Here is a 13,720-nt window from a genome sequence, read left to right as displayed (position 1 = left end):
TGCCATGACACGTCTCAAGGCACTGGCCGCCGCCGCACTCGTCTCCACCCTGCTCGCTGTGAGCGCCTGCGGTGGGAACTCCGGCGGACCGGCCGCGAAGGACGGCGAGGTGACGCTGCGCTTCTCTTGGTGGGGCAGCGACACCCGCACCAAACTCACCCAGAAGACGATCGACGCGTTCCAGAAGGAGAACCCGACGATCAAGATCAAGGGCGAGTACGGCGAATGGGCCGGCTACTGGGACAAGCTCGCCACCACCGTCGCCGCGAACGACGCCCCCGACGTCATCCAGATGGACGAGAAGTATCTGCGCGAGTACGCCGATCGCGGCGCGCTGCTGGACCTGAAGAAGGCCGGCGACCTGAAGACCGACAAGTTCAAGCCGGACACCCTCGGCGCCGGTGAGTTCGACGGCGGCCTGTTCGGGCTGAACGCCGGGATCAACTCGTTCGCCGTCCTCGCGAACCCGGCGGTCTTCAAGGCGGCCGGTGTCGCGATCCCGGACGACAAGACCTGGACCTGGGACGACTACAGCAAGACCGCCGCCGAGATCACCAGCAAGCTCAACGGCAAGGGCTGGGGCACCGGCGTCATCGGCGCCAACGAGGCCGGACTGAACCTGTGGGCCCGCCAGAACGGTGAGTCGCTCTGGACGCCGGACGGCAAGGTCGGTGTCTCGGCCGGGCAGACCGCGAAGTTCTTCGAGTACGTGCTGAAGCTGCGGGACAGCAAGGCGATCCCGTCCGCGGAGACCATCACCCAGGACATGACCGCGTCGCTGGACCAGACCTCGCTGGCCACCGGCAAGGTGGCGATGAGCTTCGGCTGGAGCAACCAGCTGAACGCCTTCAGCAAGGCCTCCGGCCAGGAGCTGAAGCTGCTCCGGATCCCGAGCACGACCGGGCAGGCGGCGAAGAACGGCTCCTACTACAAGGGTTCGATGTTCTGGTCGATCTCCTCGCGGTCGAAGAACCGGGAGGCGGCGGCCAAGTTCGTCGACTTCCTGGCCAACAACCCGGTCTCGGGCAACATCCTGCTGGCCGAGCGGGGGGTTCCGCCGAACACCGAGATCCGCGCCGCCATCACCCCGAAGCTGCAGCCCGCCGACGCCGCCTCGGCGAAGTTCATCGAGGAGATCGGCAAGGAACTCGGCGAGCCGTCGCCCGCGCCGCCGGTCGGAGGTGGTCAGGTGGAGAAGATCATTCAGCGCTACACCACCGAGGTCCTGTTCGGCCGGCTCGCGCCGGACAAAGCAGCGCAGCAGTTCCTCGACGAGGTGAACGGAGAGCTCAAGTAGTGTCGAAGAGGATTGCCGTGGCCGGAGTGCGCGGCCACGGCGCCACCCACGTCCGGAATGCCCTCGAACGCGGCCGGCTGGTCGGGATCGCGGACCCGAACCCGCCGGACGGTCTCGACGTCCCGGTCTTCGGGTCGCTCGATCAGTTGCTAGAGGCAACTGAAGTCGACGTCGTCGTGATCAGTACGCCGATCCAGACGCACGTGCCGCTCGCCGAGATGGCGCTGCGGGCGGGCGCCGACGTACTGCTGGAGAAGCCGCCGACCGCGTCCCTGGCCGAGTTCGAGCACCTGTCCCGGGTGCTCGACGAGACCGGCCGCGCGTGTCAGGTCGGCTTCCAGGCGCAGGCCTCGGCGGCGACTCTGCAGCTCGCGCAGTTGATGGCCGACGGCGAGCTCGGCGAGATCCGCGGGATCAGTGCCACCGGCAAGTGGTTGCGCAAGGCCGGCTACTTCGACCGCGCGCCCTGGGCCGGCCGCCGGACGCTGAACGGCGTCGCCGTGGTCGACGGCGCGGTCACGAATCCCTTGGCGCACTCGACTGCTGCCGCTCTCCTGCTCGACGGTTCGACCGGCGTCGATGACATCCGCTCGGTGGAGACCGACCTGTTCCGGGCCAACGACATCGAGTCCGACGACACCTCGACCGTTCGCATCACCACCACCCGCGGTACGTCGATCGTGATCGCGGTGACGTTGTGCGCGGCCGAGCACGTCGACCCCGCGGTGATCGTCCACGGTTCGCGGGGACGCGCCGTACTGAACTACACGACGGACACGCTCGAACTTCCGGGCGGACGGCAGACCCTGCCGCGGGGCGACCTGCTGCAGAACCTGATCGAGCATCGCGCCGACCGCGACGTACCGCTCTACTGTTCGTTCGCGGCGACCGGTGGATTCACGCGCGTCGTCGAGGCCATTCGGCTGGCGGACGAGCCGGCTGTGATCCCGGATGCCTGTGTCCGTTGGGAAGGCGAAGGCGCGGAGCGGCACCCGATCGTGCGCGACGTCGAGCAGTGGATCGATCGCGCGTCCGACGAGCTCGCGTTGTTCAGTGAACTCGGCGCACCCTGGGTTTAGTACTGCGGACCGTTTGTCCGTACACCGACTCGTCACGGCGAAGCAGGTTTTCCTCCGCCGCTTTCGTGACTTTGTCGAGTTTGCCTTTCGGACGTGTAAAGGCGAGGGTATTGGGGAGGTTCGAGACGTTTCCGGATTCGCCTCCCCTTTCGGGGCCGGGAACCGGTAGCCTCGTGCCGCCGTACCAGTCAGCCCCGCCGTCCGCGACGGAACTGCCGGAGTGCCCAAACCGGTCAGGAGACCACGTCTTGCAGGAGAACACCAGCAACACCAGTACTGGCGAACTGGCGAACGTACCCCTCACCGGGGCGGACAAGGTCGCCTACGCTTTCTACGCCACCGCGGCCGCGGCCGCCCTCGTCGGTCAGGTGTGGGCGGGCGTCACGCACATCCCGTGGCCGGACACCGGCTTCTCGACGTTCCTCAAGATCGTCCTCGTTACTCCGGCAGTGGCGGTCCTCGAGCTCGGTGGTGTCGCCACCGCCGCGCTGGCCGACCTGCGCCGCCGCAAGGGTGAGACGGCCTACGCGTACCGGGCGATGTCGTTGTTCGCCGCCGTGATCGCGGTCGTCTTCAACGTGGTCGGGCACTGGCGGCCGGAGGAGCGCTTCCTGGCCTTCGGCTTCGGCGGTCTGTCGGCGTTCGCCTATGTGCTCTGGCTGATCCACAGCTCGGCCCGGCGCCGCGACGCCTTGCGTCGCGCCGGCCAGATGATGACCACCGCCCCGGTGTACGGCGTGGTCCAGTGGTTGCGTGAGCCGAAGGTGACGTGGCAGGCGCGGTCGCTGGCGATCGAGCACGGCTACGGCCTCTACGAGAGCCTGCACGCGGCCCGGCACCAGATCCGCAACAAGACCCGCCGCGACGCGATCGCGAGCACGGTCGCGGAGTACATCCGCTCCGAGCACCAGGACGAGCGCCTCGCGAAGATCGCCGAGACGACGTACGACCCGGACCGGCTGGCCGGCATGCTCGAGGACCGGATCAACTACGAGGTCATCACCAACAAGCTGACCAAGGCGATCTCGCCGCCGCCCGAGCCGGAGCCGGCCCCCGACCCCGACCTGCGCGCGGCCGTCTGGGTCGTCGAGGGCGAAGCCCCGCGAGCCCGCCAGATCCGCGCTTCCGACACCGGCGTCTCGCTGCGCGACGAAGGCGCCTGGGATGCCGCGATGACCGGCGAGCTGATGGCCGTGGACTACCTGCCCTACGACCGCAGCACCGACGAGTCGGTCGCCGAAGCCGTCGTGGTCGAGGACTCCAGCGAGCACGTGGTCAAGAACGGCCAGGCCAACGGCAAGCTGAAGCCGACCGCGCCCAAGGCGAAGGTCGAGCCGGTCGTGCAGAAGCCGGCCGCGCCGTCGCCGTTCGCCGAGCCGAGCGACAACGAGCCGCCGGCCCTGATCACCACCGCCAAGGACGCCAAGGAAGCGAAGGCCAAGGACCCGAAGCCTGCCGACTCGTCACCCAAGGGCGACGACGAGCCGGAGCCCACCGCTCTCGAGAAGCTGCGCGCCCGCGCCTGGGCCCTGCTGGCCGACTGGCCCGAGGACCGCGAGCGCACCGCCCAGTCCCTCGCCGCCGCCATCGCCTCCAGCGAGCCGATGGCCGCCCGCTTCATCCAGCAGTACGACGTAGAGAACGGCGTCGCCACCTCGTCCCCGAACTGAGCCTGCGGCGGGAGGTGTTCGTACCCTCCCGCCACTCGCTATCGTGACCCTTCCATCGGTCGTACCGGAGGGGGACGCATGGCGGAGCTCAAGCTGCTCATCAGCGAGCCTGGGATCGACGACGAGATCCTGGAGGACCGTGCCCAGGTGATCCGGCGCGAGCTGCTGGAGACCGGTATCGGCGATGTACGGCTGGACCGGGGCGGCGCGATTCCAGCCGGTGGCAAGGGTGATCCGGTGGCGGTCGGCACGCTGGTCGTCAGCCTGGCCAGTACGGCGGCCGCGACCGCGTTCGTGACCGGCTCGCTGCGGGTTCTGCGCGCATTCATCGAACGCCGGGCCGGACGGGTCGTGATCATCGAGCGCAACGGCGAGCGGGTGGAGCTCAAGGGCGGTTCGGCCCAGGAGGACGAGCGGCTGGTGCGGCGACTGTTCCCGGACCTGCCGGCCGAGGGTGCCGATGGCCGGCATTCGTGACGCCCTGCTGATCGCCACTGGCGCCTACCAGAACGAGCTGCTGACCGGCCTCCGCACACCGTCCGCGGACGCCGAGCGCCTCGGCGCGGTGCTGGAGGATCCGGACATCGGCTGGTTCCAGGTGCGGAAGGTTCTCGACGCGCCCGCCGGCCAGATCCTGCGCGCGATCGAGCGGTTCTTCCTGAACCGCAGCCTCGACGACCTGCTGGTCCTGCACCTGTCCTGCCACGGCATCAAGGACGATCGCGGCAACCTCTACTTCGCGGCGGCGGACACCGACCCGGATCTGCTCGGATCGACCGCGGTCTCGGCGAGCTTCCTCAAGGAACAGATGGACCGTTGCCTGGCCCGGTCGATCGTGGTGATGCTCGACTGCTGCTACAGCGGCGCCGCGTTGCCCGGGATGAAAGGCTCGGTCGGCGTCGACTCCGTGGACCAGATGGAGGGCAGCGGCCGCGCGATCATGACCGCCTCCAAACGGACCGAGTACGCCTGGGAGAGCAAGGGCGTGGTCGAGCTCGCACCCGAGCCGTCGCTGTTCACCGAGGCGATCATCCACGGTCTCGCCACCGGTGAGGCCGATCGGGACAACGACGGCCACATCGGCGTCGACGAGCTCTACGGACACGTCTTCGAGCGCCTCCGTCGGTCCGGTGCCAAGCAAACTCCGGGACTCTTCGCCAAGCTCGAGTACCGGGTGATGCTCGCAAGCAACAAGCGGATCCGGACGCCGGAGCCGACGGTCAGCGCCCCTGCCGATGATCGGATCTGGCCGCAGCGGCGGGCGCGCCGTGGCGAAGACATGCTGCTGCGCCTCGACGTACCGATCCGTGAACTGGTGCTCGGTGGTCAGCGGCGGGTGTCGGTCGAGCGGCCGACCACCTGCCCGGCCTGCAAAGGCCTCGGCACGTCGCCCAGTTCGATCGTGACCAGGTGCGGCAAGTGTTCCGGCGCCGGCGAACTCGCCGCCCAACGGACGGCGGATCTGATGGCGGACCTCTTCGGCCCGAAGGACCCGGCGGCGCCCGCTCCCCGCGGCTGCCCGGACTGCACGGGCTTCGGCACCCTGATCGAGAATCCCTGCCTACAGTGCGAAGGCGACGGCCGGATCACCACGACCCGCACCCTGACGGTCAGCCTCCCCAAGGGCCTGTACGACGGTGCCCGGATCCGGCTCTCCGGCGAAGGCGAGACCGGCCCCGGCGGCGGCCCGGCCGGCGACCTGTTCCTAGAAGTTGCCGAAGGCAAGGATCCCGTCTTCGGCCGGGACGGCGACGACCTGACCTGCACCGTCCAGGTCCCGGCCGCGACAGCCGCGAAGGGCGGCATCATCGACGTCACCACCTTCGACGGCGTCAAACGCGTCCGCGTCCCCGCCGGCACAGCCACCGGCCAACGCCTCCGCGTCCCGGCCCACGGCATCCCACACCTACGCGCCGAAGGCCGCGGCGACCTCATCCTCACCCTGGAAGTGATCCACCGCAGCATCTGATCCTGCGAAGGCGGATCGGCCAGGGAACGGTCTGGCGGCGTTAGAGGGTGGTGCCCGGGGTGCCGACGCCGTGGAGGAGGGTTTCGACGAGTTGAGTGGCTACGGCGTCGGCGTCGAAAGGGGTGTCGGGGTGGGCGGCGGCATCTTGGCAGACCTCGTGGATGAGGGCGTAGTAGACGCGGCGGGCCCAGAGTGAGGTCACGCCGGGGCGGAGGCCGCCGGCGTCGGCCAGGCGCTCGAAGAGGCGATCGCAGCGTTCCACGATGCCGGCCTGGATCCGCTCGGCTTCGTTGCCTGGGGCAAGTGTTGCGTTGGTGGCGAAGCCCCAGGAGAGCTTGACTGCCAGCGCGTTCGCGGTCGCCTGGTAGAGGGCGATCAGGGGCGGGGTGGTTTCCGGGCGGGCGGCGTCGACGGCGTCGGACATCTGCTGGGCGGCCCAGAGGGCGAGGGCGGCGATCAGGGCCTCGCGGGTGGCGAAGCGGCGGTGCACCGTCGTACGGGCGACGCCGGCGGCGGCCGCGATCTCTTCCATCGTCGCGGTCGGCTTGCGATTCAGGGTGCGCTCGGCCGCCTCGAGGATCGTCTGCACGGTCCGCGCGCTGTCCGCTCGCAACCTGGTCTCGCTCATGTCGCCAGATTACCTGGCAGATGCAGTTCAGATGCTACTTGCGACATTCGTGATGCAAGTTGTACGTTGACTGAGTCAACGGAGATGCGAGTAAGGGGCTTTCGATGGATCTGCAGTTGAAGGACAAGACAGCGCTCGTGACCGGGGCGAGCCGGGGGATCGGCCTGGCCGTGGTCGAGCAACTCGCGGCGGAGGGGGTTCGGGTGGTCGCGGTCGCCCGGACCAGTACGCCGGAACTCCGCGCGACCGGGGCATTCGTCGTACAGGCTGATCTCGCCGTGGCCGGTGGGCCTGAGCAGGCGGTGGCGGCGGCGCTCGCGGAGGTCGGCGAGCTGGATCTGCTGGTGAACAACTTGGGTGGCGGCGAGGCTGAGCTCGGTGCCGGCTTCCTGGACTACGACGATGCCACCTGGCAGTCGATCTTCGAGCTGAACTACTTCGCCACTGTCCGGGTGACCCGGGCCGCGCTGCCGAGCCTGGTTCGGCAGGCCGGCGCGATCGTCAACGTCTCGTCCGTCGGGGCGCGAGTGCCGTCCGGTGGCCCGGTGCCGTACACGACGGCCAAGGCAGCGCTGACCGCTTTCGGCAAGGCGCTGGCCGAGGAGTTCGGTCCGCAGGGCGTTCGCATCAACACGGTCTCGCCCGGCGCTGTCCGGACGGCGCTCTGGACCTCACCCGACGGGTACGGCGGTCAGCTCGCCGCCAAACTCGGCGTACCGCAGGAGCAGTTGCTCGCGGCCCTTCCGCAGCAGTCGGGGATGCTCACCGGCCGCCTGATCGAGCCGAGTGAGGTCGGCGCGCTCGTGGTGCAGTTGTGCTCGCCGCTGACCGCGAGCATCACCGGCGCCGACTACCTCATCGACGCCGGTAGCTCGAAGTCCGCCTGAGTTACTTGGTGCCGAAGGTGTAGACGGTGGTGGACTTGTAGGTCTGGCCGGGGCGCAGGACCGTCGACGGGAAGTTGGGGTGGTTGGGGGAGTCGGGGAAGTGCTGGGTCTCGAAGGCGAAGGCGTCGCCCTGGCGGTAGGCCTTGTGGCCGATCCCGCGGAAGGTGCCGTCGAGGAAGTTGCCGCTGTAGAACTGGGCGCCGGGCTCGGTGGTGTGGACGGTGACCGTGCGGCCTTCCTCGGGCTCCCAGAAACGGGCCGCGAAGCGCATGCCGTCGTGGCCCGGCTGGCCGCCGAGGACGAAGTTGTGGTCGTAGCCACGGCCGACGACCAACTGCGGGTGGTCGCCGCGGAGGCGGGCGCCGATGGCGGTCGGCTTGGTGAAGTCGAACGGGGTGCCGGCGACCGGGGCGATCTCGCCGGTCGGGATCAGGCCCTCGTCGACCGGCGTGTACTTCGGCGCGTTCAGCTGCAGGACGTGGTCGTCGATCGAGCCACTGCCTTCGCCGGCGAGGTTGAAGTAGACGTGGTTGGTCAGGTTGACGATCGTCGGCTTGCCCTTGACGGTCGCGTGGTAGTCGATCCGCAGGTTGTCCTCGCGGTCGAGCGTGTAGGTGACGGTCGTGGTGAGCTCACCAGGGAAGCCCATCTCGCCGTCCGGGCTGATGTAGGTGAAGGCCACCCCGACCGCCTTGGCGGTCTGCACGGTCTTCGCCGACCAGACCCGCTTGTCGAAGCCGATGGTGCCGCCGTGCAGTGCGTTCTCGCCGTTGTTGACCGGGATCTGGTACTTCGTCCCGTCGATCGAGAACTGGCCCTTCGCGATCCGGTTGCCGTAGCGGCCGATGGTGGCGCCGAAGTACGGGCTGAGTGCCGCGTAGTCGGGCAGGTTGTCGAAGCCGAGGCTGATGTTCTCCACCCGGCCGCGCCGGTTCGGCGTCTCGACCCGCTGGATGGTGGCGCCCCAGGTCAGCATCGAGATGGTGACCCGGCCGTTGGTGAAGGTGTAGACGTCCACCTTCCGGCCGTCCGGCGTGGTGCCGAACGGGTCTTTGCGGATCTCCAGCTTGCCGTGATGTGCACCCATGGAGGCCAACCTATCCGGCGTACTGGACGCCTCCGCAGTGCTGGTCAGGGCTCCGGCGGCGGCCGCGCCCAGGCCGAGTGCTCCAGCCGTCCGGAGTACCTGACGGCGAGGCAGGTGATCGGGCATCGCATTCCCCTCACTGATGACTGTGTCTTGACGGGCGGGCGGCGGGAGCGTTTCCAGTGCCGCCTCGCGCACTGTAAGCATCTCGGCGCAGTGTTTGGAATAGTTCGGAACGGTGTGAATTCGTCCGACCTCTCCAACGTTGTGAAAGCCTCTGCCCAGCGCTGACCGGATCGGTCCGGTGCCCGCCGCGATCAGGCCTGCCGAGAGCGGCGACGATCCGTGACGATGGAGCCATGAGCCGAACCGCACTTCTCGTCGTCGACGTCCAGGAATCCTTCCGGGTCCGCCCGAGCTGGCAGATCGTCAACCACCCCGACATCGCCGACCGCGTCGGCCGGCTGGTCGCCGCCGCCCGGACCGCCGGTGACCTCGTCGTCTGGGTCCTGCACACCGAACCAGGCACCGGTACGACGTTCGACCCGGCCACCGGCCATGTCCGCCTGATCGAGGGCCTGGAACCGATCGAGGGCGAGCCGGTGCTCAGCAAGACCGCGCACAACGCCTTCACCACCACGAATCTGCAGCAGCTCCTCACTCAGCACGGCGTCACCGGGGTCGTGGTCAGCGGCATCCGCACCGAGCAGTGCTGCGAGACCACCGCCCGCCTCGCCTCGGATCTCGGGTACGACGTCGTGTTCGTCACCGAGGCCACTGCGACCATGCCGCTGCCGCACTGGTCGCTCCCCGCCGACGCGACCGTCGAGGAGATCCTCGCCGACCCCCGGACGCTGTCCGCCGAGGCGGTCACCGAACGTACCGAGTACGCGCTGGCCGGCCGCTTCGCCACCATCCGGACGCTGGACGAACTCACCGGCGTACCCGTGCCATCCTGACCGGATGGGGAGCATTCGGGTCGTCTTCGTCTTGGTGCCGAAGCTGCATCTGCTGGACCTCGCCGGGCCCGCGCAGGTGTTCTCGACGGCGGCGACCCTCGGGTACGGCTACGAGCTGACCTATGTGGCCGAATCCGGCGAGGTGATGACCGCGCAAGGCGTGCCGCTGAAGACCCAGCAGGACTGGCCGGAGCTCGGTCCGGACGACCTGGTCGTCGTACCGGGGTGGCGATCACCGCGGTTGCTGCCGGTGCCGCCGATCGGTCCGGAGACCAGCCAGCGGCTGCGGGATCACCATGCGGCCGGAGGCTCGGTGGCGAGCGTCTGCTCCGGTGCTGACGCGCTCGGTGCGGCCGGTCTGCTCGACGGCCGTCGCTACACAACCCACCACGACCTGACCGACATGATGGCCGCCCGCTACCCGCGCGCCTCGATCGTCCGCGACGTCCTGTACGTCGTCGACGACCGCGTCATCACCTCCGCCGGCATCGCCAGTGGGATCGACCTCGCCCTGCATCTGGTCGCGGGCGCACACGGCGCTGAGGCTGCCGCCCGGATCGCGCGCGAGATGGTGGTCTATGCCCGCCGCAACGGCGACGAGTTGCAGGAGAGCGTGATGCTGCGGCACCGCGGACACCTGAGCGATCTCGCCCATCGGGTCCAGGACGTGATCGACGCCCGGTACGCCGAACGCCTGCTGCTCGCGGATCTCGCCGATCAGGTCGGTGTCAGCGAACGCACCCTGACCCGAATGTTCACCGCGGCAACGGGCCTCACCCCGCTGCGCTACCAGCAACTGCTTCGCGTCGAGCGAGCCGAGCACCTGATCGGCCACGGCACGACGATCGAGGCCGCCGCCCGCGCGGTCGGCTTCGAAGACGCCCGCATGCTCCGCAGACTCCGCTCCCGCACGGTGGTGGCAGGGGCGGTGTGACCCGCCCCTGCCATCGACCTACTTCGTCTTGTACGCCGCCGTGAGCTTGCTGACGGCGGTGGCGAGCTGCCCGGAGAGCGCCGAGTGCTCGGCGTCCGAGGTCAGCTTCGACACTGGCTCGGTCAGGTTCTGACCGATCTTGTTCTGCGCGATCCATCGGGCAGCGCCGACCACGGCGTCACCCTCGGCGAAGCTGTCCACCTTGGTGCGATCCAGGTACTTGGCGGACTGCTCCAGTGCGGCCAAGGCGATAGTTGCCTGCGGCCCCGACCAGTCCTTGACCTGCAGCGCCACCGAAGCCGCGACACCGGCCGCCAGTGCGTACGGATCATGCTTGCGCAGCAAGGTGTTCCGGGCATCGGTCAGCTTCTGCCGAGCCGCCGCCTGCGTGGTCAGCCCCCACCCGAACGGGTACTGCGGGTCGTACGACGCATCGCCGACATTCAACGGCTGCTGAGCCTCGGTCCGCGGCCAGCTCACCGGCAGCCGGCCGCTGAACGGCTTCTTCCCGAACAGTACGTCGGCCACCCCGGCGCCCTCGGTGCCCGGCAGCCACGACGCCACCAGCGCGTTGATCTTGCCGAGCTGGTCGGCGACCACCTGCGGCCGCCCGGAGACGGTCAGCACGACACACTTCATCGCGCCGCACACCTTGTCCACGGCGGCCTTGTCGGCCTCCGACAGCACCTGGTCGTGACCGTTGCCGACGTCGCCGACACCTTCGGCGTACGGGCGTTCGCCGACCACGACGACACCGACGTCATGACCCTCGAGCGGTGCCGTGGCATCCGCGCTGAAGGTGGCCGTCGGTACGACCTGCTTGATGCCGTCCAGGATCGTCGTACCGGTGGTGGTGGCACCGGATTTGCCCTGCCAGGTGATGCTCCAGCCACCCATCTGGTTGCCGAGGTCGTTGGCGTTGCTGCCGGCCACGTATACCTTCGCGGTCGGTGCCAACGGCAACAAGTTGCCCTCGTTCTTCAGCAGCACCTGGGACTTGGCCGCGGCCTCGCGACCGACCGCCCGGTGTGCGTCGGTGCCGACCTGGTTGAGCTGGGCCGGGTCGGAGTACGGCTTCTCGAACAGGCCGAGCTTGAACTTCTCGCCGAGGATCCGGCGGACCGCGTCGTCGACCCGGCTCAGCGGCACCCGCCCGGCGCCGACCTCGGCGGTCAGCCCCTGCGTGAAGTCCTGGTACCGCGACGGCACCATGATCATGTCGAGACCGGCGTTGATCGAGGTCCGGATGTCGCTCGCGTAGTCGCCGGGCAGTTGGTCGATCGCCGCCCAGTCGCTGATCACGAAGCCGTTGAAACCCATCCGGTCCTTCAGGACGCCGTTGATCAGCTCGGCGTTGCCGTGCATCTTCACCGGCGCTGCGCCGTCGATCGAGACGCTCGAGAACGACGGCATCACCGTGCCGACGCCGAGCGCGACCGCCTTCTTGAACGGTGCCAGGTGCAGACGCTCCAGCTCTTCCCGGGTGACCTGGGTGACGCCCTGGTCGATCGTGTAGCTACCGGTCGTCGACGAGCCGTACGTCGTACCGCCGTCGCCGGCGTAGTGCTTCGCGGTCGCCAGCACGCGGTCCTTGTTCTTCAGCTGGCTGCCGTCGGCCTTGCCCTGCATGCCGGTGAGCACGGTGGCCATCGCGTCCACGAGTGCCGGGTCCTCGCCGTACCCCTCGTAGGCCCGGCCCCAGCGGTCGTCGCGGACCACGCACAGGCACGGCGCGAAGTCCCACGGGATGCCGGTCGCGCGGACCTCCGTCGCGGTCACCTCACCGGTACGGCGAGCCAGATCCGGATCGCGAGTCGCGCCGAGGCCGATGTTGTGCGGCAGGATCGTCGCACCGACCACGTTGTTGTGTCCGTGCACGGCGTCGACCCCGTAGATCAGCGGGATCTGCAGGCGAGTGGCCTGCGCGGTCCGCTGGAAGGTGTCGATCATCGCGGCCCAGCCGGCCGGTGTGTTCGGCGTCGGCACCGAGCCGCCACCGGACAGCAACGAACCGAGCGCGTACGTCGCGATGTCGCTGCGGGACTTGAGCGCGTTCCGCTCGGCCTGGGTCATCTGGCCGACCTTCTCGGCGAGCGTCATCCGCGACAGCAGGTCGTCGACCCGCTTCTGCACCGGCAGCTTCGGGTTGAGGTACGGCAGGTCGTGGGCGTCGATCACCACGACCGGCTGGGTCGCGGGCGACTTGGCGCCGGTGACGGTCAGTTCGAGCGGGATCGTCTCGGCGACCTCGGCGGTCCGGTCCTTCCGCGTCGCGACCGTGACAGTCTGGGTCGCGCCTGACGCCGTACCGGCTGGGAAGGTGAGTGTGCCGGTCGCCGGGGTGAAGTCGTCGGCACTGGCGGTCCCGCCGCCGGCGGTGTAGGCGACGGTGACCGGCTCCTCGAGCGGCGCGCTGCCGGTGGTCGTGACCGCGACCTTCACCTGGGCGCTGCCGCCCTCCTTGACCGGGTAGACCTCGGCGTCGGTGCTCACGCTGGCCTTGAGGGCCGGGTCAGCCTTGCCGTAGGTCTCGACCTGGTCGATCTGGAACTCGCCAGGCGCACCGCCCGGCATGGTGAACGCGTAACCCCACATCTGCGTGAGGCCCAGGACCTGGTCGATGCCACCAACCGGTTGGTAGTCACCGCGGTAGACGAAATCGCTGAACGGGATCTCGACCTGGTGCCAGCCCTGCCAGTCGTCGGTGAAGCTGGTGTTCCACAGCTCCGACGCCTCGGCGTTCGCACCGCCGTCCTTGATCTCGAAGAAGATCCGCTTCCCGGTGCCGGGCTCGGTCTGCGCGGGGTTCTGGCCGTACCACCAGAACCGGATGCCTTTGAAGGCCGACCAGTTCCCGGGGTTCTGGTCGTAGGTGATGTCGTGGCTGAAACCGCCCCACCCGCTGATGTTGTACGTACCGTGCAGGACTGAGCCGCCTGCCGGGGCGTCGGCGCGAGCCTGGAGCTCCATCGTCGGTGGGTCGTCGGCGTCACTGCCCCAGCCGAAGATGCCGGGGTTCGGCGGTGAGGCGAACGGCTCGGCCCCCTCGAAGGCGGCGAGCGTCAGCGGGGACGGGTCGACGGCGACGGCCGGCCCGGCCACGAGCGTGCCGGCCAGCAGCGCGACCGCTGCGACCACCGCCGTCCGCCGTCTGGATCTATTGGCAACTGGCCACCTGGGCATGGGCGACTCTCCTGAGCTCAAGCGCGG

Annotated in this window: 11 protein-coding genes; 8 read left to right on the top strand and 3 right to left on the bottom strand. The window is 69.0% G+C overall.

Going from position 1 to position 13,720, the window contains the following annotated elements; translation table 11 throughout:
- Nucleotides 1-4: 4 nt before the first annotated feature.
- The 5 genes from ABZS29_RS06535 to ABZS29_RS06515 all read left to right on the top strand — a co-directional run bounded on the left by ABZS29_RS06535 (nucleotide 5) and on the right by ABZS29_RS06515 (nucleotide 6,015).
- Nucleotides 5-1,297 carry a sugar ABC transporter substrate-binding protein gene (locus ABZS29_RS06535; protein ID WP_355459135.1) on the top strand — a complete coding sequence of 431 codons (1,293 nt, stop codon included), beginning with the start codon at nucleotides 5-7 and terminating at the stop codon, nucleotides 1,295-1,297.
- Nucleotides 1,297-2,376: a Gfo/Idh/MocA family oxidoreductase gene (locus ABZS29_RS06530; RefSeq protein WP_355459133.1), complete on the top strand. Its 1,080-nt coding sequence runs from the start codon at nucleotides 1,297-1,299 to the stop codon at nucleotides 2,374-2,376. The genes ABZS29_RS06535 and ABZS29_RS06530 overlap by 1 nt, the downstream gene beginning before the upstream one ends.
- Before the next feature lie 248 nt (nucleotides 2,377-2,624).
- Complete coding sequence (locus ABZS29_RS06525; RefSeq protein ID WP_355459132.1) at nucleotides 2,625-4,046, top strand: hypothetical protein; 1,422 nt, start codon at nucleotides 2,625-2,627, stop codon at nucleotides 4,044-4,046.
- Nucleotides 4,047-4,124: 78 nt separating this feature from the next.
- Complete coding sequence (locus ABZS29_RS06520; protein ID WP_355459131.1) at nucleotides 4,125-4,523, top strand: hypothetical protein; 399 nt, start codon at nucleotides 4,125-4,127, stop codon at nucleotides 4,521-4,523.
- Nucleotides 4,507-6,015 (top strand): DnaJ C-terminal domain-containing protein, encoded by a 1,509-nt coding sequence (locus ABZS29_RS06515; RefSeq protein WP_355459129.1) that lies wholly within the window; start codon nucleotides 4,507-4,509, stop codon nucleotides 6,013-6,015. Before ABZS29_RS06520 ends, ABZS29_RS06515 begins: the two co-directional genes overlap by 17 nt.
- 40 nt (nucleotides 6,016-6,055) lie before the next feature.
- Here the strand turns inward: ABZS29_RS06515 and ABZS29_RS06510 are convergent, their stop codons facing one another.
- Complete coding sequence (locus ABZS29_RS06510) at nucleotides 6,056-6,643, bottom strand: TetR/AcrR family transcriptional regulator (RefSeq protein ID WP_355459128.1); 588 nt, start codon at nucleotides 6,641-6,643, stop codon at nucleotides 6,056-6,058.
- Between the two features lie 104 nt (nucleotides 6,644-6,747).
- Here ABZS29_RS06510 and ABZS29_RS06505 point away from each other — a divergent pair, with 104 nt between their 5' ends.
- Entirely contained in the window at nucleotides 6,748-7,530 is a 783-nt protein-coding gene (locus ABZS29_RS06505) for an SDR family oxidoreductase (RefSeq protein ID WP_355459126.1), read from the top strand.
- 1 nt (nucleotide 7,531) lies between these two features.
- Here ABZS29_RS06505 and ABZS29_RS06500 read toward each other — a convergent pair whose 3' ends face one another.
- On the bottom strand, nucleotides 7,532-8,743 hold the full coding sequence (locus tag ABZS29_RS06500) for an aldose epimerase family protein (protein WP_355459125.1): 1,212 nt from the start codon (nucleotides 8,741-8,743) through the stop codon (nucleotides 7,532-7,534).
- Between the two features lie 233 nt (nucleotides 8,744-8,976).
- Here ABZS29_RS06500 and ABZS29_RS06495 point away from each other — a divergent pair, with 233 nt between their 5' ends.
- The gene (locus ABZS29_RS06495; protein ID WP_355459123.1) at nucleotides 8,977-9,576 is read left to right on the top strand and encodes an isochorismatase family protein; all 600 of its coding nucleotides are present in this window, start codon (nucleotides 8,977-8,979) and stop codon (nucleotides 9,574-9,576) included.
- Between the two features lie 4 nt (nucleotides 9,577-9,580).
- The gene (locus ABZS29_RS06490) at nucleotides 9,581-10,510 is read left to right on the top strand and encodes a DJ-1/PfpI family protein (RefSeq protein WP_355459121.1); all 930 of its coding nucleotides are present in this window, start codon (nucleotides 9,581-9,583) and stop codon (nucleotides 10,508-10,510) included.
- Between the two features lie 18 nt (nucleotides 10,511-10,528).
- Here the strand turns inward: ABZS29_RS06490 and ABZS29_RS06485 are convergent, their stop codons facing one another.
- On the bottom strand, nucleotides 10,529-13,693 hold the full coding sequence (locus ABZS29_RS06485) for a glycoside hydrolase family 3 N-terminal domain-containing protein (RefSeq protein WP_355459119.1): 3,165 nt from the start codon (nucleotides 13,691-13,693) through the stop codon (nucleotides 10,529-10,531).
- Nucleotides 13,694-13,720: the final 27 nt, after the last annotated feature.

It is taken from the genome of Kribbella sp. NPDC005582 (assembly GCF_040605415.1).
In the GTDB taxonomy this organism is placed as follows: domain Bacteria; phylum Actinomycetota; class Actinomycetes; order Propionibacteriales; family Kribbellaceae; genus Kribbella.
This window is presented reverse-complemented; position numbering and strand designations above follow the sequence as displayed.